This window comes from Acetatifactor aquisgranensis (assembly GCF_943193215.1).
GTDB classification, from domain to species: Bacteria; Bacillota; Clostridia; order Lachnospirales; family Lachnospiraceae; genus Acetatifactor; species Acetatifactor aquisgranensis.
On the sequence record NZ_CALPDH010000011.1, the window covers coordinates 92,365 to 115,159 of the forward strand.

A 22,795-nucleotide genomic window follows, 5' to 3' on the forward strand; every position below is an offset into this window, starting at 1 on the left:
TCCACAGGCAGCATTACGCCCAGGCTTCCCACCGCGCGGGGATACCCGCAAGCTATTTCGTCTCTCTAAATTACCATAATGATATCCGCTCTATTTATAGACACCGCAGTCCAGATGCCGATACGCTAACTCTGTGGCCACCCTGCCCTTTGGCGTGCGGTTCAGAAATCCGTTCTTGATCAGATACGGCTCATAGACATCCTCAATAGTCCCTGCGTCCTCACCGATAGCGGCCGCAAGGGTATCCAGTCCCACAGGTCCGCCGTCGAACTTCTCTATCATGGTCTGCAGGAGGTTCCTGTCGATATGGTCCAGCCCCAGCTTGTCTACATCCATCAAGTCCAGCGCCGCCCGGGCCACTTCCTCCGTGATGACTCCGTCATACTTCACCTGGGCGAAATCCCGCACTCGTTTCAAGATGCGGTTGGCAAGCCGCGGCGTCCCCCGGCTTCTGCGGGCCATCTCCAGCGCTCCCTCCGGCTCAATCTCCACCGCCAGTATCCTGGCAGAGTGCAGAATGATAATCTGCAGTTCTTCCTCGGTATAAAACTCCAGATGATGAATCATCCCGAAGCGGTCCCGCAGCGGTGCCGTCAGAAGCCCTGCCCTGGTGGTGGCCCCCACCAGAGTGAACTTCGGCAGATCCAGGCGCACGGAGCGCGCCGTGGAACCCTTTCCGATCATGATGTCGATGCAGTAGTCCTCCATGGCAGGATAGAGCACCTCCTCCACCTGACGGTTCAGGCGGTGTATCTCGTCCACGAAGAGCAGATCCCCTTCCTCCAGATTGTTCAGGATTGCCGCCATCTCCCCGGGCTTCTCAATAGCAGGTCCGCTGGTCACTTTCAGATGGACTCCCATCTCATTCGCGATGATGCCGGCCAGCGTCGTTTTCCCCAGGCCGGGAGGCCCGTAAAACAGCACATGGTCAAGAGCGTCCCCCCGTTGTTTCGCGGCTTCGATATAAATCTTCAGACTTTCCTTCACCTTGGATTGACCGATATAGTCATCCAGTTTCTTGGGGCGCAGGGAACCCTCTATCTCTATATCCTCTTCTGTTATGTTCGTCTCAATCATTCTCTTGGGCATACTATCTGCTCTTCACATCCTTGCCGGCATGAAGATTTTCCTTTCAATGTGTTTGCAGGCATATCTATTTTAGCTTCTTTCGGCTTCTTATGCAAGCACTTTTCCCATAATCGAAAAAGGCATCTGGAATGCATACCAAATGCCTTTTTCACTACAATCGCTTTCTGAACGCCAAATGAGACTGGCAGGATATTTAATTCAGTGCATGCCTGCAATAAGAGCGGACAGCCAGGAATGCAAACAGTGGAATCTCAATCATACAGGCTCCAATCATGGCATACGGCGTCCAGACTGACAGCCCGGCCAGATTCAAAAACCGGAAATCTGTCATTGCATAGAGGACACTTGCCTGAATGCTCGTTCCGCTGGCGGGCAGGATACTGCAAAGCCATGTGCCCAATGCACCAGGCACCGTCATAGAGATGACGACCGGTGCGATACAAAATACCAGCGATGATGCCAGGGATGACACAGTGGTTTTGCATCTGGCGGAAAGAAACAGCGTAAAGCACACGGAAGCCAGAACGGAAAGCAGGCCTGCGGCAGCAAAAAGGAATTGGAGGCCTCCTATGTTCATGTCTGCCAGAGTCACAATAGAGTACATCATCTGAACAGATGTACGGGTACATTCCCATCCGAACAGACTGTCTGCCGTCAAAATGTGCACGGCAGCACAGATTACAAATGCCGCTCCGCTGATGAAAAGAGCGGCAGACAGCTTTGCAATGCCAAGCGAGGCCCTGCCATATCGGGTACACCGCAGGATATCGTCTGCGCCGGACTGATAATCCGCAGAGAATACCGGCGCGGCAATGACCACACAAAACAACAGCACCAGAAACCCCATAATATTCTGATAGTCCAGGACGGTGGAATTCATGCCCGGATAAACTTCAAAAGGCTTTTTTGTGTTCCGGTACATTTCTACGGCTTTGCGCTGTGCCTCAGGAATGTCCGGCTGCTCCATCTTCATCAGGGAGGCAATCCGGGCCTCACAGACGGAATAGTAATCGTCGATCTGCTCCGGGTCTATTTCCATAATCGCAGGGGCCATTCCGGTATCCGGATCCGCAAAGGCCTCTTTTACGCCGTGGAGCAGCGGAGCCATGGGGAGGATTTCCCGCTCATAGACGCCCTCCGGCAGATTATAGGATTCCGTCACGCCGTAGGATGCAAGGCAGGTCTGATAGGCCTCCACAGCCTCCCGCACCCGCTTTGGGGTAACAATCCCGGCAGCATCCTCCTGCCGTTCCTTTTCATGGGCAATAGATGCCAGACCGGTCAGATTTACCTCGTTTCCGGCCTCGTCCGTGTAATTACTGTAACAGTAGGTGGTGGGAAGCCAGGCCGACAGGACGGAGAGCAGAAGCGCCAGGGCCAGCAAAATCCAAGTAAGCCTTGACTTCAGTACACGTTTTAATTCCAGATATAAAATTCTCATCGACTGATACCTCCTTTTTTTCGACTGGTTCTTTTTCGGTTCTCTCCGCCGCCCTGGGGGAACAGCCATAAATACAGATCCTCCAGACGGGGAGCGGAAGGAACCGAAATATCATTGCAGGGATAATCTGCCAGATAGCGGATGGAAACTTTTGCATCGTTTTCATTCCGCAGGCTGACAATCTGGAGCCTGCTTTCGTATTCCGGCACAGCTCCCGAAGAAATCGTACAGTTCCATACTTTCCCCTCCACCAGCTTGACCAGTTCCTCCGTGGTTCCTGTGGCCAGCAGCCTTCCGTCCCGGATGATTGCATGGCAGGTGGCGATGTACTCCACATCAGGAACGATGTGGGTAGAAATCAAAACAATGCGGTCATGGGCAAACTCCGACAGCAGATTACGGAAACGCACCCTCTCACCGGGATCGAGGCCCCCGGTAGGTTCATCCAGAATCAATACTTCCGGATCGTTCAGCAAAGCCTGGGCAATCCCCACCCTGCGTTTCATTCCGCCGGAAAGCCTGGCGATTTTTTTGTTATAGACGTCCGTCAGGGAGACTCTCTCCAGCAATTCGCGGATTCTCCGTCGGCTCTCCTGCTCGGACAATCCTTTCAGAGCGGCAACATAAGCCAGATAATCCTTAACCGTGAATTCCGGATAAAAACCGAACTCCTGCGGCAAAAAACCGAAAACATCCCTGTACTCCTCCCCCAGCGTCTGGATCGGCACGCCGTCATACAGCACCTGGCCGCAGGTGGGCCGCATAATCCCGGCAATCATCCGCATCAGCGTCGTCTTGCCTGCCCCATTGGAGCCCAATAGGCCCCATACCCCTGGCGTCAGCTCCAGACTGATGTTGTCAACCGCTTTTTTGTCTTTAAATTTTTTAGAAACCTTATCAATCAGCAGTTCCATGTGAAAACTCCTTTCCTGCACAAAACAAAAGCGCTCATGCCTTAGTACACTTATTGTACCAAAAGCAAAAGCACCATTTCCTTGTTTGTCCACACAGTATTCAACTCTTTTTCTACGGACTTTCTTACGATTTTCCTATAAAATCGGAATCGTCACAGTAAAGACCGTCAGTTCATTTTCACTTTCTGCCGTGATCGTCCCCTTATGGAGCGCAACAATCTTTCTGGCAATGGCCAGCCCCAGCCCGGTTCCACCACTGCAGCGCTCCGTATCCATCCTGTAAAACTGTTCAAAAATCCGCTCCAGCCGTTCTTTCGGAATGGTTCCTCCGTGATTGGAAAATCTCAGCGCCAGGCTGTCTTTGCACCATTCGGTCTCGATGGTGATTTCGGTTCCGTGATAGCTGTAAAGTACAGCATTGCGCAAAAGATTGTCAAATACCCGCTGCATCTTATCAGCATCGCATTTCAACAGGATATCATCTGCAGCCACAAGGCGGCAATTCAGATTCTTTCTGTCCAGAATCGGCTGAAACTCATACACAAGCTGCTCCAGCAGGCGGGTAAGATTGATCTCAGCATATTGCAGCGTAATATTGGACAGGCTGTATCTCGCAATTTCCAAAAATTCGTTGATTAAATCCTCCAGCCGTTCCGACTTGGCAAGAGAGATAGCAAGGTATTTCTCCCGCAGTTCTTCCGAAATATGTTTTTCATCTCGAAGTAAATTCAGATAGCTGATTGTGGAGGCCAACGGCGTTTTCAGGTCGTGGGCCAGGTACATAATCAAATCGTTTTTCCTCTGTTCAGCCATGAGCATGTCACTTTTCTGCAGAACCATCATATGCTTTGCCAGGTTCATTTTCCGCTCAATGGCGACCATTTCCGGAGGCAGGGAAATCTCCCCGGGAGCATCCTCGAGCAGGATATCCATCCCGTCACTGACAGCCTCAAAATACCGTGTAAGCCAACGGAGGTAAAAGCTGAACAGAACAGCGAATATCAGCAGAATGGAAAACAGAATCATGGCATCCATATGGCTGCGGAATATCCGCTCATACAATTGGAGGGCGGCATCATACTTTATTCCAAAAGCAGTTTGAAAAAGCGCCACCATCCCATCTGCAAAATGGCCGCGCAGTAAAACGGAAGATATGATATAAATGGCAGCGACGGCAGCAGCCAGCGTGCCGATTGTCCGGAGGAAAATCTTTATGCGAAGCTGGCGGAAATCTTTTCTATTTTTCAATGGTATAACCAACCCCCCATACTGTTTTAATAAACCTGGGATTTCTGGCAGGCTCATCCATCTTTTCCCGCAGCCTCCCAATATGGGCCATGACAGTATTGTTATTTTGCAGGAACTTCTCGCCCCATACCGCCTCAAAAAGCTCCTCGGAAGGAACGACGATGCCCTGCCGCTCACAGAGATACCAGAGAATGGCAAACTCAATGGGAGTCAGCTGCAGTTCTTTTCCAAACAGAAAACACTTATGGCTGTCCCTGTTGATTACCAGTCCCCGTATATCATACTCATGCACCATATCGCCCTGTTTCGGAGCAGAGTTGTTATAGAGCCGGTACCGGCGCAGCTGGGTCTTTACCCGGGCAACCATCTCAAGCGGATTAAAAGGTTTTGTAATGTAATCATCGGCTCCGATGCTCAGCCCCATAATCTTATCTACATCCGTTCCCTTTGCCGTGAGCATTATAATGGGATAATAGGACTTCTCCCGGATTTTTTTACAGATTTGAAAACCATCCGCATCCGGAAGCATCACATCCAGAATGGCCAAGTCCAGGTCTGTATGCGAGATACACTCCAGAGCCTCCTGGCCCGTGTAACATTTATAAACCGTACAGCCGTCTCCCATGAGATAAAACTCAATCACATCGGCCAGTTCTTTTTCATCGTCCACTACTAATATATTGCAGGGCGTATTCAGCTGCTTCATATTCATGCCTGCCCCTGCAGAGATTTCCATGGTTTTCGTATGCATATTTGTCCCTCCATCTGAATTTTCCCTGCCATTTACAGCTCTGATGTCCGCCTGTATCCTTTCTCTTCTTTCTGTTTTATACCGCCATGTACCTGTCAATGGGCAGCCGCCAGCCATGAGATTGCTTTTTCTGTCCAGAAAAGGGAACTGGTATGGGACAACTGCGCCGGCAAAGGATTTTTTACTTACTTCCGCACAGACTGCCACGGAAAGCGGCAGCCCCAGGGTCACAAGACCGTAAGCGCCGCAAACAGCTTTTCTCTCCAGAGTTTAATCTGCTCCAGAATATGTCCGATACTGCCTTCCCCGGCATAGCGGCTCATATCAAAAAAATCCTCCTCCAGGCCGGACCAGTAAAGCTCATTCTCGTTTCCGAAGCCGCAGCCATCAGAACATCTTCTTTAAGGCAGCTTTCAGCACCGCGCCGGAATCCATCTCCTCTATCCTCTCGATTGCGTTCACCGCTTTCATGGCCTCAGCCTGCCCATAGCCCAGAGACACCAAAGCCTCCACTGCTTCCCTCTTCTGGGGCGTGTCCGCGCTGCCCGCGGCTCTGGTCTCCTCGATTTCCCGGCCGATCATACCCTCATCTATCTGAATCTTGTCTTTCAGTTCCAGAATCAGCCGTTCCGCCGTCCTTGCTCCGATTCCCGGCGCTTTCGTAATGGCCTTTACGTCCCCCGACATAATGGCATATCTCAGGGAATCCGCGTCCAGCACGGACAGGATTGCCAGCGCCCCCTTGGGACCGATTCCACTGACTGTGATACATTTCCTGAATATTTCAAGGTCATTCCTGGACAGAAAACCGAACAGCTGTACGGCATCCTCCCGTACATTCATGTAGGTGTACAGCTTCGCTTTCTCCCCAATGCCCGGCAGCCTCGCCGCCGTGTCCGCCGATATCCGCACATGATAACCCAGGCCGCCCACGTCTATCACGACATCGTCTTCTCTAATATCCTCAATGATTCCTTTCACATATGCTATCATGGCTCATCCTCCCTGCAGTATCCCGGCGCTTCCGGCACTGCGATTAACTGCAACAGCCCTGCACGAAGCCGCGCAGGGCCGAAAACGAAACACTTCTCCCGATTATATATGTGCAATCGCGGCGCTTCTCTTCAAGAGCTTTCGATACACTATCGCGAAACAGACCATGTGGACCGCAAAAGTCAGGAACCAGCTGATCGGATAGGAATAATACAGGCATTCCAGCGTTCGGAAACTCTGGAAAATCGTATAAATCCAAACCACCCGGAACAGACATGCCCCTGTCAGTGAGACCAGCATAGGCATGATGGCGTATCCCATGCCTCTCATGGCGCCCACAGCTACGTCCATCATGCCGCACAGAAAATACGGCACACAGATAATACGCATACGCAGAATTCCATAGGCAATTACCTCCGGGTCCGCCGTATACAGCTTTAACAGCGTCCCGCCCAACAGATAGGCCACATTGCCCATGAACGCCCCCACGACCACCACCAGCAGTTCACAGATCAGCAGAACTTTCCCTATCCTCTTATACTTCTTCGCGCCAAAGTTCTGGCCGCAGAAGCTGATTGCCGCCTGATACAGCGCGTTCATGGCCGTGTAGACGAATCCCTCGATATTGCTGCCCGCCGTATTCCCGGCCATGGCCACGGATCCAAAACTGTTCACCGAAGACTGAATCAGCACATTGGAAATGGAGAACAGCGCCCCCTGCATACCTGCCGGGATGCCAATCTGAATCATGCCAAGCAGCTTGTCCGGCACGATTTTGATTCCCTGCAGCACCAGCTTGTAAGCGCCGTCCGTCTGAATCAGACATCTCACCACCAGCACCGCGGAAATAGCCTGGGACACCACTGTAGCAGTGGCCACGCCGGCCACGCCCATGTGGAACACGATGACGAACACCAGATTCAGCGCCACATTCACCACACCGGCTACCATCAGATAATACAGCGGCCTCTTAGTATCCCCCACGGCCCGCAGCACGGCGCTGCCGAAATTATAGGTCATCATGAACGGCATACCGGCAAAATAAATACGCATATACAGGACGGAATGGTTTATGACATCCTCCGGCGTGCCCATCCATCCGAGGGCAGGCTTAGCAAGAAAGAATCCCAGGAAAATCAGGATGATTCCTCCGCCCAGCGCCGTGGCTATCGCCGTCTGAACCATCTCCCTTAAGTCGTTCTTACGGTTGGCCCCATAATACCTGGCCACCAGCACATTCGCCCCCACAGACAGGCCGATGAAGATATTCACCAGCAGATTCGTCAGCGCTCCCGTGGAGCCCACCGCCGCCAGGGCTTCGTTTCCGGCAAAACGGCCCACCACCACGATATCCGCCGCGTTGAAGAGCAGCTGCAGGATTCCCGACAGCATCAGCGGCACATAGAATATCATGATTTTGCCCAGAAGCGGGCCGTTGCACATATCAATCTCATATTTCCTGGAGGATACCTTTTTCGCGGAACTTTTCTCTTTCGCAGAGTTCTCTTCTGCGGAGTTCTTTTCTTCCCTGGAATTTTCTTCTTCCGTGGAATGCATTTCTTCCATTATAATTCCCTTTCGCCGCTGTCATTTATTATTGATATAGTTTATCAGTCCCTCAGAGGCAATAATCTTCTGCATGAATTCAGGGAAAGCCTGTCCCTGGAAACTTGTCCCTTTCGTCACATCCGTAATCACGCCGGAGTCAAAGTCCACCTCCACCTCGTCTCCCGCCTCAATGCCCTTTGCCGCCTCGGGGCACTCGATGATGGGAAGGCCGATATTGATGGCATTCCTGTAGAAAATCCTGGCAAAAGTCTCCGCAATGACGCAGCTGACTCCTGCTGCTTTGATGGCGATTGGCGCATGCTCTCTGGAGGATCCGCAGCCGAAGTTCTTCTCGGCTACGATGATGTCGCCCTTTTTCACCCGCTTCATGAAATCCGCGTCTATGTCCTCCATGCAATGTACCGCCAGCTCGGCCGGGTCAGAAGTGTTCAGGTACCTGGCCGGAATGATGACATCCGTGTCTACATTATCTCCATATTTAAATACTGTTCCTTTTGCGTTCATATCTCTATTGGCCCCGGACAGCGCCTGTTCAAGGAAAATCCATCCGCTGACATTCTGCCGGGAACGCTCCTTTCTATAATTTCTTATGCTCATGGTCATGCAGTCCTCGCCCAAACCAGCCGGCGAACCTGCGCCTATCTCTCATCCGGCGCGGAAATCACGCCCGCAACGGCGCTCTCGGCTGCCACCGCGGGGCTTGCCAGGTAAATTTCGGACGAAACATGTCCCATACGGCCTACGAAATTGCGGTTGGTGGTGGACACACACCGCTCTCCCTCAGCCAGGATTCCCATATATCCGCCCAGGCAAGGGCCACAGGTAGGCGTGCTGACAATGGCTCCCGCCTCGATAAAAGTCTTCAGAAGCCCCTCTTCCATGGCCTGCATGTAGATGGCCTGGGTGGCCGGGATTACGATGCAGCGCATCCCCTTTGCCACATGGCGTCCCTTCAGCACTTCCGCCGCAGTCCTCAAATCGTCCAGACGGCCGTTTGTGCAGGAGCCGATTACCACCTGGTCGATGGCGATGGCTTCCATCTGACGGATTTCGTCGATGGTATGGGTGTTCTCCGGCAGATGGGGGAACGCCACCGTAGGGCGCAGCGCGCTCAAATCAATGGTATATTCCGCATCATAGACAGCATCCTCATCCGCACGATAAATCGTGTATGTTTTATCGGAATGCTCCTTTATATAGTTCTCTGCTTTCTCATCCACAGGGAAGATGCCGTTCTTTCCGCCGGCCTCAATCGCCATGTTGGCAATGGTGAACCTGTCGTCCATGGACAGGTTCGCAATGCCGTCCCCCACGAATTCCATGGACTTATACAGCGCTCCGTCCACGCCGATCATACCGATGATATGTAGAATCACATCTTTGCCGCTGACCCATTTCGCGGGCTTGCCTGTCAGGGTAAATTTGATGGCCGCGGGCACCTTGAACCATGCCTTGCCGGTGGCCATTCCGGCAGCCATGTCCGTGCTGCCCACGCCTGTGGAAAAAGCCCCCAGCGCGCCGTATGTACAGGTATGGGAATCTGCTCCAATAATCACATCCCCTGCTACCGTGAGCCCTTTCTCAGGAAGCAGCGCGTGCTCGATGCCCATCTCACCCACTTCAAAATAGTTCGTAATCTCGTTCCTGCGGGCAAACTCCCGGACACATTTGCAGTGCTCCGCGGACTTGATGTCCTTATTGGGCACGAAGTGATCCGGCACCAGGGCAATCTTGTCCTTGTCGAACACGCCCTTTGCCTGAATCTTGTCCATCTCCTTGATTGCCACCGGGCTGGTGATGTCATTGCCCAGCACCAGATCCAGCTTTGCCTCGATGAGCTGTCCGGCCTCCACCTTGTCAAGCCCCGCCGCCGCGGCCAGAATCTTTTGCGTCATTGTCATTCCCATATTTTAAAACCATCCCTTTCGTCAAAATATCTAACCTAGATGATAACACAGTTGCGGATTATGTGCAAATATAAGTTATTGATTCTTCATAGCCTGTTCACTGTCTGTACCGTTATAATTTACGGAAGATTTTAGCGAAAAAGAAAACCACAGAATCGGGGCAATGACCCATAGAAGTCACTGCCCCAATCCCATTTTGCATTGATTATCTCTTTCACGGTTTCCCCGCTTTATCTTATTCCTCCACCGTGGAAAGAATAAGGCTCATATTCCCTTTCATCTCCACGTTTCCGTATCCGCACGGAATGATGAAGTGATCCCCTTTGCGGACTTCCGCGCCGTTTACGCTGCCCTGCCCCTCCAGCACGGACGCTGCCAGGAACGGGAATCTCTGCTCAAATACCGCGCTGCCGTTTACATCCAGTTTGAATACCGTATATTTCTCGCAGGTATAAATCTGGTTCAGCTTATTTTCCTGCAGATTGGCCAGAGACCTCACGCTCTCCTCCGCGGACTTCGCCGGAACCGTGATGACATCCAGGCTCTTGTCAATATGGAGCTCACGGGGCTTTCCGTTCTGGAGGCGGCCGTAATCGTACAGCCTGTAGGTAATCGCGCTGTTCTGCTGGGTTTCCAGAATCAAAGTGTCAGCTTTGATCGCGTGTACGGTTCCCGGGTCAATCTGGATGAAATCCCCCTTGTGGATGGGGACCTCCCGAATCAGCTCCTGCCACCTGCCCTCTGCCACCATTTCCTTTAATTCTTCAGCGGTCTTCGCATTATGGCCTACCACCAGAGCCGCGTCCTCCTTACAGTCACAGATAAACCAGCATTCCGTCTTACCCAGGCTGCCGTTCTCATGAACCAGAGCGTAAGCATCGTCCGGATGCACCTGGATGCTCAAATCGTCCTGGGCATCTATAATCTTCGTCAGCAGCGGATACCTGTCATAGGGCAGATTTCCGAACAAATCCGGGTGCTCCGCCCACATCTGCGACAGCGTCTTTCCCTGAAAACTGCCATTGCGGATCATCCCGTCCCCTTCCGGATGTGCGGAAATGCCCCAGCACTCCCCCAGGTCGTCCCCCTCTGCCGGGTAGCCGAACTCCTCCCGCAGCTTCTTTCCTCCCCAGATATTATGTGTACATACAGGCTCCAGAAAAAGGAGCCCATTTCCCTCATTTCCCATCTTACAGACATTCTCCTTTCATTTGTCGGGCTGCCCTCCGCAGCTTCTCTCGCACCCGCATAATTTTATGTCTGCCATCTCCTCGCGCTCACGCCATATCTTTCCTTTGGCACAGCTCCCTTAGCCAAGCGCATCCAGCCCCAGCTTCACGGCTCCCATGATGCCGGGATCCTCGCCCAGCGCGGGAGGAACGATGTAGTCGTTGATTTTGTCAGTCGTAATCATCTCATGGGCCACATATCCGTTCAGCAGACGCTGTACCTCTTTCCTGACCATCCAGAACAGCTTCTCCTGATGCATGACGCCGCCCCAGAGAATAATCTTCTGGGGAGAATAGGACAGGATATAATCCGTGACCGCCTGGGCGATATAATAGGCCTCCATCTCCCAGACTTCCTCTCTGTCCGCCAGCTCTATCGCTTTTTTCCCCCAGCGGGCTTCGATGGCCGGCCCGGAGGCCATTCCCTCCACGCAGGTCTCATGGAACGGGCATTTCCCCTCATAAGTATCCTTGGGATGCTTCATCAGCAGCACATGTCCGCCTTCCGGATGTACCAGTCCATGCAGCAGTCCGCCATTCACATAGACGCCCACGCCTACGCCTGTGCCTATTGTAATGTAGATAGCGCTGTCCAGCCCCTTGGCCGCGCCCCAGGTCACTTCGCCCAACACCGCGCCGTTCACATCCGTGTCAAAGCCCACCGGTATACCCAGCTCCCTTTTGAACGCCCCCACGATGTCGCAGTTCCCCCAGCCCGGTTTTGGCGTCTTGGTAATATAACCATAGGTCTCTGACTGCTTGTTCAAATCAATCGGTCCGAAGCACCCGATGCCCAGCGCCTGGATGTCCCAGTTCCTGTAATAGGCTATCATATCCTTGAAAGTCTCTTCCGGCTGCCTCGTAGGGAAAGAGGCCCTGTCCTTTATGACCCCGTTCTCATCTCCCACCGCACACACCATTTTTGTCCCGCCTGCCTCGATTCCTCCTATCAACATACCCATTCCCTCCTTAACAAAAAATGTTCCGGCGCGTTTTCCGACAGCGCCGCAATTAAATATATTATACACCAAACAGGGCGCAAATGATAGTCCCAAAGCATTTTTCTTGCCCGACTGCCCAAAACGCCTGTACACATCAATACCGAACTCCCAGATTCCCCTATCGGGACGCAGCCGAATAGGAAATCGCCACATCATTCTTCTTCATGAACAACAGCCCGAAAGACCCTGGCCCGCAGTTGCTGGCGATGGCGGAGGAAGCTTTCTGCAGATAGACCCGTTCAAAGGGACAATACTGACGCACAAGCTCCTGGATATATGTAAGGCTCTTCTCATCCATCCCCGCATAGGTGATGAACAGTATCCGCCTGTCGATATTCCTGGCGTTCAACAGCACCTTACGTATATAGCCCCTTATCACATGGTGGAAGCTTCCCATCTCCATGCTTCCCACCGACATGCGGCTGTTGCGCAGCACGATGACCGGGTGCAGCAATAGGGCGTCGCACATAATCTGTACCCTTCTGGGAATCTGTCCCGCCTTGCACATCATATGTGTGCTGTCAATGATGAAAGCGGAGGAAATATAACGACGCAGCTTCTTCACGGTCTTCACGATTTCGTCCCTTGTGGCATGGTTCTCCGCCATGTGGGCGGCGTACAGCACCGACAGGCCCATGCTGCTGGAGAGGTGCCCCGAGTCGATTACCGTGACGTTTTCAAAAGACTTGGCCGCCTCCACAGCATTCCGATATCCCTCGCTCACATGTTTCGCCATGGTGATATGAATCACATCCTGCGCTTCCGTAAGCTTCCGCGCGAAAAACCGTTCATAATCCTCCACGGAAGGAGGCTGGGAAATGCCGCTCTTCCCCTCTGCCATATGGGCCAGCAGTTCATCCGCCAGCAGCTCCGAATCATCCAGGAAGCGCCCCTGCTCCGTACACACATAGTAAGGGCAGACACTGATGCCGAACTCTTTCTTCAGGGATTCCGGAAGATCGCACACGCTGTCCGTAGTGACCAGCAGAGGCATCCGCTTGGCCTGTTCAAAAATCAGGATGTCCTTTCCGATTTCGGACTGGCTGGCATCCTCGCTGAGGTTCACCAGCTCCTTGGGCAGGATGCTCAGCACGGCAGCCTCCAGCAGCGCACCGCTGATGGGCTTGGCCAGATAGCCGGAGAAACCCTCTTTCCGGTAGAGCAGCTGGTTGTCGCTGCCCGCGTTGGCCGTCAGAGCTATTACCGGCACATCCCGGCACAGTCCTCCGGGCTGGGAATGCAGCGCATGGAGGCATTCAATCCCATCCATCTCCGGCATCAGATGATCCATCAGGATACAGTCGTAATACTGATACTGGGTCAGCCGCAGGCATTCCGCGCCGCTTGAGGCTGTGTCTATCTGAATCTTCGTATCCGACAGCAGCTTACTCACCACCATCAGATTCATCTCATTGTCGTCCACCACCAGCAGATGGGCATTCGGCGCCTCAAAACTCTGCCGGTAATGCTCCCCCTCGCGAACTTTCACCCGGGAGCTTAAGGTAAATGTCCCCAGCTCTTTCTCGTTCATGATGTCTTGCTCCAGGGTCACAAGGAACGTGGATCCGTTCATATAGACGCTGTTGACGCTAATCTCGCCCCCCATGAGCTCCACCAGCTGCTTCACGATGCTCAGGCCCAGACCGGTGCCCTCGATATGGCGGTTCTTCTTCTCGTCCACCCTCCGGAATGCATCGAAAATATAGGGGATGTTCTCCTTCTTCACCCCCATGCCGGTGTCCTCCACGGAATACCAGACGCGCACCCTGTTGAGCCCTACCCGCTCGCATCGGACGGACAGGGTGACGGAACCCTCTTTGGTATATTTTACCGCGTTGTTCAGCAGATTAATCAATACCTGCTTGATGCGCACCTCATCGCCGCAGAGCATGCTGGGCATAGAGGGATCCACCTGCAGCTTGAATTCCAGCCCTTTTTCCCTAGCCTTGATCCAAATCATGTTCACGATTTCCGAAAAAAGCTCCCCTGTCTCATAGGACACGTTCACGATGTCCATTTTCCCGGACTTAATCTTGGACAAATCCAGTATGTCGTTGATCAGTGTCAGCAGCATCTTACTGGCACCCTGGATATTCCTGGCGTTCTCTGCCACATCTTCGGAAATGTCCCCCCGCAGAATCATCTCGTTCAGTCCGATGATGGTATTGATGGGCGTGCGGATCTCGTGGCTCATGCTGGAGAAGAAATGGTTCTCCGCCTGATTCAGTTCCTCGATTTCCTTTTTCTGCTGTATGGTGAGCTTCTTCTCCTCCTCGTAGAGATGGTTCTGGAACAGGAGCAGCACCCCTGTGAGGAATCCCGCCACAATGACGGAGCGGGCGGAATCGAAATAGGCCTGGGCCGTAGTGTTGGGCAGAACCAGCTCCGGGTAGAAATAAGCGATATAATAGCACACCAGCGTCTCTATGGTGCACAGCACGAAGAACGCTGCCTTGCGCCTGCCCTCCAGGGTAATGCTGATATAGATGAAACAGAGCACGAACCACTCCGGCACGCCGCCGTAGATTCCGCCTCCGGTGAAAAAGACCATGGGGAACAGCGTGAGCAGCAGCACCACCGTGGCCGTAGCCCCTGCATTGATGCATTCTTTCCGGATGCTGATTTTGGCCACTATATACATATAGATAAGGCTCGCGGGCAATATAATCAGATTCGCCGTAAACCGGCCCAGAATCAGGATAAAGACCAGCGCAATCATACTGATGCCTGTGACCAGCCGAAACATCCGTTCCCGCAGACTGATTTTGTGGTCAAAAATGATTTCCAGCCATTTTTTTAACATGTCAACCCCCAATATCATAAACCGGCAATGCTGTCGCAGACATCCGCATACATCTGCAGCAGCGCCGGATGGTTCTCACGGATGAAAGCCTCATCCGCCTTTTTGCCCGCCATCTCCAGTTCTTTCGCCCTGGCGGAAAGCGCTTCCGCCCCAATGGTCAGCGCAGTGCTCTTCAGGGCGTGAGCCTTGATTCCATAGTCCGTCCAGTTGGCGGCTTCGTAGAGGGCGTTGAGCTCCGCCTCTTTCTCGGCCCTCTGGTCATGGAACATCTGCAGCATCTCCAGGTAGAACCCATCGTCCTCGCCGCAATATTCCAGGCCTATGCCCACATTGATGCCGGCCCGCACCAGGGAACCGTAGGTAGGGGGTGCCTCCTGCACCGAGGCGCCGGCTTCCTGTACGCTTTTCCGGGAGGCCGGCGTCCGGACGGAATCCGCCTCCGGTTTTTTGCCATCCGCAGAGGAATCGCCGGCGGTATCCATTTCCATTGATGCCTCCTGGGCCCCGGGCAGCAGCTCATACTGCATGCAATGCTCCGGCAGAATCCGCCTCAGGACACGCTCCAGCACGGAACACTCAATGGGCTTCGGGATGAATTCGTTGAATCCCTCGTTCCGGAACATTTCCCTTGCGCCGCTGATGGTATTGGCCGTCAGGGCGACCACCGGCAGATCCTGGTAGGCTCCGTTATTAATCTCACGAATACGCCGCAAGGTCTCCACACCGTCAAACCCAGGCATCATATGATCCAGGAAAATCACGTCGTAAGCGGCGCCCGCACATTTATCCACCGCCTCTTTCCCGCTCAGACAGGTGTCCACCTGTATGCCGTAGCTGCCCAGGACGCCCTTGGCCACCATGAGGTTCATCTCCTCATCGTCCACGGCCAGTACTCTGACGCCCTTGCAGGTAAAGGGCCTGCGGCCTGCGGCCTGGGCCTCCTCGAAGCCGTTGCCCGGCCCTCCGCCGCTGATCAGGTTCACGATGGACAACGCAAAGAAAGGCTTGCGCAGCACCAGCAGCCTGCTTCCCTCGTCAAGGACAAAATCCCTCTCCGCAATCACCGCCACGGGAATCGTCTCCGCCAGCTCCTCATAATAAGGAGGATTGGCCATATATTCCCGCTGGGCGATGAACACATGGGTCAGCTTGTGATCCCGCTGCAGCTTCAGCAATCCCTCAAAGTTATGGGCCTGATACCCTTCGATGCCAAGCCCCTCTACCAGATGGAGTATCATCCTGTCGTAATACCTTCGCACCTCGTCCCTGCTGTACCGCTCCGGCTTGAAGAAGCAGGCGATGCACAGCTGCGAAGCCTCCGGAACTTGGATACAGGGAGTCTCGTCCTCCACTTCCTGAGGTATGGCGATATGTACCTGCAGCCCTTGCTGCTCCGCACTCTCGAAATGCACGAAGCCGCCCATGGAGCGGAGCAGTCCCCTCGCGATGGGAATCCCCAGCCCCAGACCGCCAACATACCGCCGGCTTCCGGAATCTGCCTGATAGAAATCGTCCACAATCTGCTCCAGCTGGCCGGAGGTCATGCCAATGCCGGTGTCATAAATATCAATCACCAGATTGATGCCATAAGTCTCCCGCCGGAATCCAATCCAGAGATTGATACCGCCCTCCTCCGTGAACTTCAGGGAGTTTTCCAGCAAAATCCGCAGGATATGTGTAATCTTATCCGCATCTCCCCGCAGCAAAGACGGCAGCTTCGGATCGATGTCGAACACCATTTCCAGCTTGTCGCTGCCGTTCTGCAGAGCAGTCATGGTAATCACATCGTTCAGCACTGAAGTAATCCTATAAGGCTCCTTGGCTGCCGCCAAAGTGCCCTCTACTATCTCGGTGTAGTCCAGGATATTGTTAATCTGACCGGACAGCCGCTTGCCGGCCAGCTTTATAGATCTGATATCCTCCCGGATCTCGGGGGAGATGTCCTTGCCCAGAGCCACTTCGCTGATGCCGATGACCATATTGACGGGGGTGCGAAGCTCGTGGGACACATTGGACAGGAAATCGGCGTTCTGCCGCACTGCCGTGGCCAGCTGCTCCTGCATGGTATCGTATCTGGCCCTCTCCCGCCGCCTCCTGTTGATTCGGTACCGCGCCACCACCAGCGACCCCATCACTGCCGACGCGCCCATCGCCATACGCAGCACGTCCCCGTTCCGCATGCCGGGGCCGATGGTGCCCAGAAGCAGTAAATGGTACAGCATCTGGAACACATACAGGGCCACTGCCAGGTACAGCAGCCTCTTCCTGTTCAGCAGAGAAAGCAGCAGCAATACGATACAGGCCACCAGGGGAATGTCGAACAGACTGGATTCATGAACACCGAAAAAGAAAAATTCCATCATCAGCAGCCCTGTGCAGATGTTCTCATACAGCATTTCCGAGCCGACTCTTCCGATATGGAGCCACCACACCACAAGGCAGCCCGCCACCATCATGGGAACCGTCCACAGTTCCCACGACATGGTCAGAGTAATCAGTCCCAGCAGCACGCTCAATATGCTGAGTGTGCTTACCATGAGAAGATGCATACTTGTCTGCGCTTCCGTCCTCATTACTTCTCAAACTCCTTTGCAAGCCGTTCCTGCAGATCCTGGGGCAGGAACGGTTTCTTCAGATAATTGACCGCCCCCAGCCGGATTGCATTCATCACGTCGTCCTCATATCCTGACGCCGTCAGGAAAATCACCGGAACCTCTATATTCCTTTCTTTCATGCGCTCAAATGTTTCGATGCCGCTCATGCCGGGCATCTCGATGTCCAGAAGAATCAGGTCAACTTTCTCGTTCTTCAGAATGTCCAGCGCCTCCTGGCCTGATTCCGTGGTCAGTATGTCATAATTCTTCTCCAGAATCAGCCTTGTCCTCCTTAAATTCATCTTGTCATCATCCACTACCAAAATCGTTTTCTGCATATCGCCTGCTGCCTCCTTGCTTATTTCGTAAGAATTCCAGGAATCATCTTATCGTCTTTTCTAATTCGGTATCCCGATTATCCTGTCCCCTCTATAAATCCTGATTCATAGTTAGTATAGCATATCCCTGTAGGCCTACGCAATTCATCTTTTACGGCCAATCATTAAATTTTTATTAATTTGCCGGGTCTGTACCGGAAAAAATCCCGGCAAAAAACAGGCGCCCCGCCGCATGTTCCCTATGCAGCAGACGCCTGATTCTCATTCTCCGGACTATACAGCCTTGTCTTACTTATACAGAGGCCCGTAAGCCGCGCACGCGCGGTAGTCCTGTCCCTCCTTGTCCATGCCGAAAGCGTTCCAGGCCGCCGGCCGGAAAATCTTGTCCTCGTTCACGTTGTGCATGCAGATGGGGATACGCAGCATGGAGCACATGGTAATCAGATCCGCGCCGATATGGCCGTAGCTGATGGCGCCGTGGTTGGCCCCCCAGTTGTTCATCACATCGTAAGCCGTCCTGAACGCGCCCTCCCCGGTAGTCCTGGGTGCGAACCAGGTACAAGGCCATGTATAGTCGGTGCGCTTCCACAGTTTATCCGACACTTCATCCGGCAGATGAATCGTCCAGCCTTCCGCTATCTGCATCACAGGCCCCAGGCCCTTTACCAGGTTCAGACGAATCATCGTAGCGGGCATCTGGGCTTCCGTCAGAAAACGGGAAGAATATCCACCGCCGCGGAAATAGCCGAAATCTGCCGCGTTCCACGTAGTGGCTTCCATGATAGCTTTCTGGTCCGCCTCAGTGACCTCATACCAGGGCTTCATGACGCCGTTGCCCTCCGCATCTTTCGCCTGGCCGTTGGCATCCAGGCAGGCAGCGCCGGAGTTGATCAGATGGATGAACCCACCTGACTCCTTAGCAACACCCTCCAGTTCATAGCCTGTGGCTTTCATCACCGCCTCAGGGCTCCAGTAGGTGCGCACGTCCGCAAAAATCTGGGCGCGATTGGTCAGCAGCTTCATGAACAACATCCCCAGTCCGTTCAGGGTATCGTTCTCCGTAGCCAATATGTAAGGCTCCCTGGCGCCGTTCCAGTCGAAAGAGGTGTTCAGCATGGCCTCGGGGAAGTCACAGTTGGGATAGAAGTCCGTCCACTGCCTCTGCCCCTGGAAACCAGCTGCGATGGCATTGTGGCCGACCATCTCCTCTTCCCGGCCCTCCGGCAGGTTTTTGTTGCCGTTCATCAAGTCCTTGATGATGCACATCATCTTGACTACGAACTCCCAGTCCTTATCTTTCTCTTCCCGGGTCTTCCGGACTGCCTCCGGATTCTTGTCGAAGCCTTCCCTGCAGCTGGCCTTTACCCAGGAAAGAGCTCTCTCATATTCTTTCTGGTCATAGATGCCCTCTGTCATGCGGCGGATAATCTCCACCTCGTCCACAGACTCCACACGCATGCCAAGATACTCCTCTATGAACGCAGAATCGATGATGGAACCGCCGATGCCCATGCAGATAGAGCCAATCTGCAGATAGGATTTCCCGCGCATGGTAGCCACCGCCACCGCGGCACGCCCGAAGCGCAGAAGCTTCTCCTTCACGTCCTCAGGGATGGAAACGTCATCCGCCTCCTGTACATCATGGCCATAAATCCCAAAAGCAGGCAAGCCTTTCTGGGCGTGCGTGGCCAGCACCGATGCCAGATACACCGCACCGGGACGCTCCGTGCCGTTGAATCCCCAGACGCCCTTGATGGTATTCGGATCCATGTCCATGGTCTCCGCCCCATAGCACCAGCATGGCGTCACTGTCAGGGTGATGTCCACTCCTGCCTTGCGGAACTTGTCCGCACAGGCGGCGGTCTCCCCTACACGCCCGATTGTGGTGTCCGCAATCACCACCTTCACCGGCTCCCCATTGCTGTAGCGCAGATTCTCCGCAAACAGCGCCGCCGCGGCTTTCGCCATGTTCATGGTCTGTTCCTCCAGGGATTCACGCACTTTCAGATAGCCTCTCCTGCCATCGATGGTAGGACGTATGCCAATTACCGGGTAATCGCCAATCAGCCTGTTTTCTGCCATTTTATATCCTCCTCTGAAATTTGATTAAAAAATCAAGCAGTTTTATTATAATATACTGGCAGTTTTTTTCAAGTGTTTTACGGACAATTTTATGGCAGGCTTTTATCCAAATTTCTTCGAGGTCTTTTTATGCGCCCTTACTTCCCCCGTCCGCCTGTTTTCCTTCCGGGACTCCTGCTTTCTTTCCCATCCACGGACACCCTCACAGACTATTCGGGCGTGCCTCGGGATAGCTTTCCTGCTCCGTCACATGCCATGTAGTGGTGACCTTGAACAAATCCCCGTCCACCTCCAGATCCAGTTCCCCTCCCTGCAGTTCCATAAAACTTTTTGCGATGGCCAGCCCCAGTCCGCTTCCCTCGGTATTGCGGGAGGCGTCTCCTCTCACGAACCGCTCTGTCAGCTCTGAAGAGTCAACCGTTATCTCCCGGGCAGAAATATTCTTCAGAGTTATGATGACCGTATCCCCTATCCGGAATCCGTTCACATAGACTCTGGTGCCCGGCAGGGCGTATTTCGCGATATTGCCGAACAGATTCTCATAGATGCGGTAGGTCTTCTGGCTGTCCAGAGGCAGAATCACTTTCTCTTCCGACAGATTCATGCGCACATCCAGCCCGGCCGCCCCGATTTTGTCCGACATCTCAAAGGCCACCTGCTTCACAAGGTTCATGATGTCCAGGTCCATGATGTTCAGCGTGATGTTCTGGGAGCTTGCCTTGCTGAATTCAAACAAATCGTCAATCAGACTCTTCAGCCGCAGAGACTTTCGCTCCAGCGTGTCCAGATATTCTTTCCGCTGCTCCTCGGTGGTGCCGTTTTCCTTCAGAAGATTGATATATGTGATGATTGCGGTCAGCGGTGTCTTCAAATCATGGGACATGTTCGTCACCAGCTCCACTTTCATCCGCTGGCTCTTCACCTCTGTCTCCACGGCTTTCTGCAGGCCATCCTGGATTTTAAAGACCTGTTCCCTGAAAGGCTCGAAGATTCCCAAGTCCTCCGGAATGGATACGTTCAGATTCCCCGCGGCAATCTCATCCACCGCTTTCAGCAGAATTCTGTAACGTTTCTGAAGCTCACTGACATATTTCCGCAGGATGAAATAAAGCACGATGGAGTAGACTATGATAATCGCCACGCCTCCCACCCAGAAGAAGCTTATCAAAGCCAAAATGACCGCGTTCACAATCAATATCTTTATAATCGTCTTGTTCGCATTCCTGGTCAAATCCATATGTGCCATAGCGTCATAAGCGCCCACCGCCTTTCCTTTTATGAAAGGGAAGATACGGTATATCAGGCTCCGCTCTCTGATGTACCTCCCTAGCCCCAGCTCCGGCAGCGCCCTGGCGCAGACGCCCACATACCAGCAGCAGAAAGCGAAGACAGCAAGCACCGCCATGTTGACCATCATGGCCAACGCCCTCCCGCTGCCTGAATTGATTCTCAGATAATCCGAAAACGCCCCCCCTGCCCTGCCGCTGGCCACATAGGCAATCATATTCAGGACCAGCGAGGTAACACCCATCAGGCCGGTGCCGAAACACACAAGGAACTCCAATGATGCCGTGCAGATTCTTTCGTCCATCCATGGCCTGTGACTTTTCGGCATAGGGAAAAGAAGTCCCAGCAGCGCCAGGCCAAGCATGCACAGCAGCACAATCCCCGTCAGGCCGGAGTCATAATAGGAACTGGCGAAAAAGTCATGATACCCCGCCGCATCATAGTACAGGACCCCTGTGTCGCCAGCGTAGCTTGAAATCATTCTCCCCACATACATCCCCTGGGATTTTTCCTGTCTGGTGCTCCACTCTTCTGAAGAGATGGTGTAAGTCACGGTACAGCCCGCGGGTGTTTTCACTCTCCCGTATTTGCTGAAGGTATTCATAGCCAACCCCATCTGGATCTGGACGGAATTCATCCTGGCTGCTTCATTTGCCAGCTTCCTGATCTGGTTCACGTCCTTGCCGCACAAATCATCTCCGATGGTCACATTCCCGGCATCATCAAATTGAAAGCTCAGGCGGAAATACAGGGAGCCGGCGCTTCTGTTCCGGTCCTCCACGGACATGTTGGTGACATATTTCCCTGTGGCATGGTCTTCGATGATATAGCCATAGCAGCTGTTCAGATCTGGGAAGTTCTCCTCCAGCATGCCAAAGTACGCCTCCAGTTTTTCCAAATCATTTTCCAGGTTGTAGCTGTCATTTTGGCTCAGATCATAGGACTCCCCGCTGTCCTGAAACTCTTTCAGCACTTCTTCGTCCAGCAGACCCTGTTCCACATAGGACGCTATCTGCTCCTCTTTCAACAGCCCATAGGCAGCGGCCTCATTCAGGGACATTTCTATCAGTTCTTCCTCTGAGATAACCTGTTGCGCCATGCTGATTTCCGTCACCAGGCTCATCAGATTGTTGTAAGTCCGCCTCCGCTCCGCATCCAGTATCCACTGGTGCCCCTCCCCTGTCTCCAGATAGATGTCCCTGTAGTCAAGCTCCTTTTCGCTCTGTGCATTGCGCAGATCGTGGTACAGCAGATAACAGTTCTGATACAGCCAGGCGATATTGTCCGCAGTCTCTATGGGAGTTTCTTCATATTTCTCCGCCCTGGAGCGGAAGATTCCATAGAAACTGCTGAACACCGCGGCAAATGCAAGGCTGATGAGAGCGCCCCTGTAGATCCAGGGCTTCTCATGCCGCAATCTGCCCGGCCCCCTCCGCTTCCTGGCATTGTTCTCGGAAGCGGCAGAATCAATCCGCCCCTGTTCACCCTGCCTTTTCGGAATCCTTTCCTTCCCTTTAAAAAGCCCCATACCATCCTCCTGCTATCCCTG

Annotated in this window: 16 protein-coding genes; all 16 read right to left on the reverse strand. The window is 53.3% G+C overall.

What is annotated here, in order from left to right:
• Positions 1-90 precede the first annotated feature (90 nt).
• Positions 91-1,089, reverse strand: coding sequence for a Holliday junction branch migration DNA helicase RuvB (ruvB, locus tag NFS35_RS11230; protein WP_251207218.1), 999 nt, complete (start codon positions 1,087-1,089; stop codon positions 91-93).
• A 193-nt stretch (positions 1,090-1,282) separates the two neighbouring features.
• Entirely contained in the window at positions 1,283-2,530 is a 1,248-nt protein-coding gene (locus tag NFS35_RS11235) for an ABC transporter permease subunit (RefSeq protein ID WP_251207219.1), read from the reverse strand.
• Positions 2,527-3,444: an ATP-binding cassette domain-containing protein gene (locus tag NFS35_RS11240; RefSeq protein WP_251207220.1), complete on the reverse strand. Its 918-nt coding sequence runs from the start codon at positions 3,442-3,444 to the stop codon at positions 2,527-2,529. Before NFS35_RS11240 ends, NFS35_RS11235 begins: the two co-directional genes overlap by 4 nt.
• A gap of 135 nt (positions 3,445-3,579) precedes the next feature.
• Positions 3,580-4,692 (reverse strand): sensor histidine kinase, encoded by a 1,113-nt coding sequence (locus tag NFS35_RS11245; protein ID WP_251207221.1) that lies wholly within the window; start codon positions 4,690-4,692, stop codon positions 3,580-3,582.
• The gene (vanR, locus tag NFS35_RS11250; protein WP_251207283.1) at positions 4,682-5,398 is read right to left on the reverse strand and encodes a VanR-ABDEGLN family response regulator transcription factor; all 717 of its coding nucleotides are present in this window, start codon (positions 5,396-5,398) and stop codon (positions 4,682-4,684) included. Before vanR ends, NFS35_RS11245 begins: the two co-directional genes overlap by 11 nt.
• A gap of 432 nt (positions 5,399-5,830) precedes the next feature.
• The gene (gene ruvA / locus NFS35_RS11255; protein WP_251207222.1) at positions 5,831-6,436 is read right to left on the reverse strand and encodes a Holliday junction branch migration protein RuvA; all 606 of its coding nucleotides are present in this window, start codon (positions 6,434-6,436) and stop codon (positions 5,831-5,833) included.
• A gap of 102 nt (positions 6,437-6,538) precedes the next feature.
• Positions 6,539-7,879 carry an MATE family efflux transporter gene (locus tag NFS35_RS11260; protein ID WP_251207284.1) on the reverse strand — a complete coding sequence of 447 codons (1,341 nt, stop codon included), beginning with the start codon at positions 7,877-7,879 and terminating at the stop codon, positions 6,539-6,541.
• Between the two features lie 144 nt (positions 7,880-8,023).
• The gene (gene leuD / locus NFS35_RS11265; RefSeq protein ID WP_251207285.1) at positions 8,024-8,509 is read right to left on the reverse strand and encodes a 3-isopropylmalate dehydratase small subunit; all 486 of its coding nucleotides are present in this window, start codon (positions 8,507-8,509) and stop codon (positions 8,024-8,026) included.
• A 134-nt stretch (positions 8,510-8,643) separates the two neighbouring features.
• Positions 8,644-9,912 (reverse strand): 3-isopropylmalate dehydratase large subunit, encoded by a 1,269-nt coding sequence (leuC, locus tag NFS35_RS11270; RefSeq protein ID WP_251207223.1) that lies wholly within the window; start codon positions 9,910-9,912, stop codon positions 8,644-8,646.
• Between the two features lie 235 nt (positions 9,913-10,147).
• Complete coding sequence (locus NFS35_RS11275; protein ID WP_251207224.1) at positions 10,148-11,101, reverse strand: type I phosphomannose isomerase catalytic subunit; 954 nt, start codon at positions 11,099-11,101, stop codon at positions 10,148-10,150.
• Positions 11,102-11,221: 120 nt separating this feature from the next.
• Entirely contained in the window at positions 11,222-12,097 is an 876-nt protein-coding gene (locus NFS35_RS11280) for an ROK family protein (RefSeq protein WP_275564679.1), read from the reverse strand.
• A gap of 163 nt (positions 12,098-12,260) precedes the next feature.
• Positions 12,261-14,945 (reverse strand): DegV family protein, encoded by a 2,685-nt coding sequence (locus tag NFS35_RS11285; protein WP_251207225.1) that lies wholly within the window; start codon positions 14,943-14,945, stop codon positions 12,261-12,263.
• A 14-nt stretch (positions 14,946-14,959) separates the two neighbouring features.
• Positions 14,960-17,518 carry a response regulator gene (locus NFS35_RS11290; protein WP_251207226.1) on the reverse strand — a complete coding sequence of 853 codons (2,559 nt, stop codon included), beginning with the start codon at positions 17,516-17,518 and terminating at the stop codon, positions 14,960-14,962.
• Positions 17,518-17,877, reverse strand: coding sequence for a response regulator (locus NFS35_RS11295; protein ID WP_251207227.1), 360 nt, complete (start codon positions 17,875-17,877; stop codon positions 17,518-17,520). The genes NFS35_RS11290 and NFS35_RS11295 overlap by 1 nt, the downstream gene beginning before the upstream one ends.
• Positions 17,878-18,165: 288 nt before the next feature.
• Positions 18,166-19,959, reverse strand: a complete 1,794-nt coding sequence (locus NFS35_RS11300; RefSeq protein WP_251207228.1) for an L-fucose isomerase — start codon at positions 19,957-19,959, stop codon at positions 18,166-18,168.
• A gap of 202 nt (positions 19,960-20,161) precedes the next feature.
• Positions 20,162-22,774, reverse strand: a complete 2,613-nt coding sequence (locus tag NFS35_RS11305) for a sensor histidine kinase (RefSeq protein WP_251207229.1) — start codon at positions 22,772-22,774, stop codon at positions 20,162-20,164.
• Between the last annotated feature and the right edge of the window lie 21 nt (positions 22,775-22,795).

Coding starts and splice junctions, on each gene's coding strand:
- NFS35_RS11290 (WP_251207226.1), bottom strand. CDS start 17,518: ATGAGGACGGAAGCGCAGACAAGTATGCATCTTCTCATGGTAAGCACA.
- leuC (WP_251207223.1), bottom strand. CDS start 9,912: ATGGGAATGACAATGACGCAAAAGATTCTGGCCGCGGCGGCGGGGCTT.
- NFS35_RS11285 (WP_251207225.1), bottom strand. CDS start 14,945: ATGTTAAAAAAATGGCTGGAAATCATTTTTGACCACAAAATCAGTCTG.
- NFS35_RS11235 (WP_251207219.1), bottom strand. CDS start 2,530: ATGAGAATTTTATATCTGGAATTAAAACGTGTACTGAAGTCAAGGCTT.
- leuD (WP_251207285.1), bottom strand. CDS start 8,509: ATGAACGCAAAAGGAACAGTATTTAAATATGGAGATAATGTAGACACG.
- NFS35_RS11275 (WP_251207224.1), bottom strand. CDS start 11,101: ATGGGAAATGAGGGAAATGGGCTCCTTTTTCTGGAGCCTGTATGTACA.
- NFS35_RS11260 (WP_251207284.1), bottom strand. CDS start 7,879: ATGTGCAACGGCCCGCTTCTGGGCAAAATCATGATATTCTATGTGCCG.
- NFS35_RS11300 (WP_251207228.1), bottom strand. CDS start 19,959: ATGGCAGAAAACAGGCTGATTGGCGATTACCCGGTAATTGGCATACGT.
- NFS35_RS11295 (WP_251207227.1), bottom strand. CDS start 17,877: ATGCAGAAAACGATTTTGGTAGTGGATGATGACAAGATGAATTTAAGG.
- ruvA (WP_251207222.1), bottom strand. CDS start 6,436: ATGATAGCATATGTGAAAGGAATCATTGAGGATATTAGAGAAGACGAT.
- vanR (WP_251207283.1), bottom strand. CDS start 5,398: ATGAAGCAGCTGAATACGCCCTGCAATATATTAGTAGTGGACGATGAA.
- NFS35_RS11280 (WP_275564679.1), bottom strand. CDS start 12,097: ATGTTGATAGGAGGAATCGAGGCAGGCGGGACAAAAATGGTGTGTGCG.
- NFS35_RS11305 (WP_251207229.1), bottom strand. CDS start 22,774: ATGGGGCTTTTTAAAGGGAAGGAAAGGATTCCGAAAAGGCAGGGTGAA.
- NFS35_RS11240 (WP_251207220.1), bottom strand. CDS start 3,444: ATGGAACTGCTGATTGATAAGGTTTCTAAAAAATTTAAAGACAAAAAA.
- ruvB (WP_251207218.1), bottom strand. CDS start 1,089: ATGCCCAAGAGAATGATTGAGACGAACATAACAGAAGAGGATATAGAG.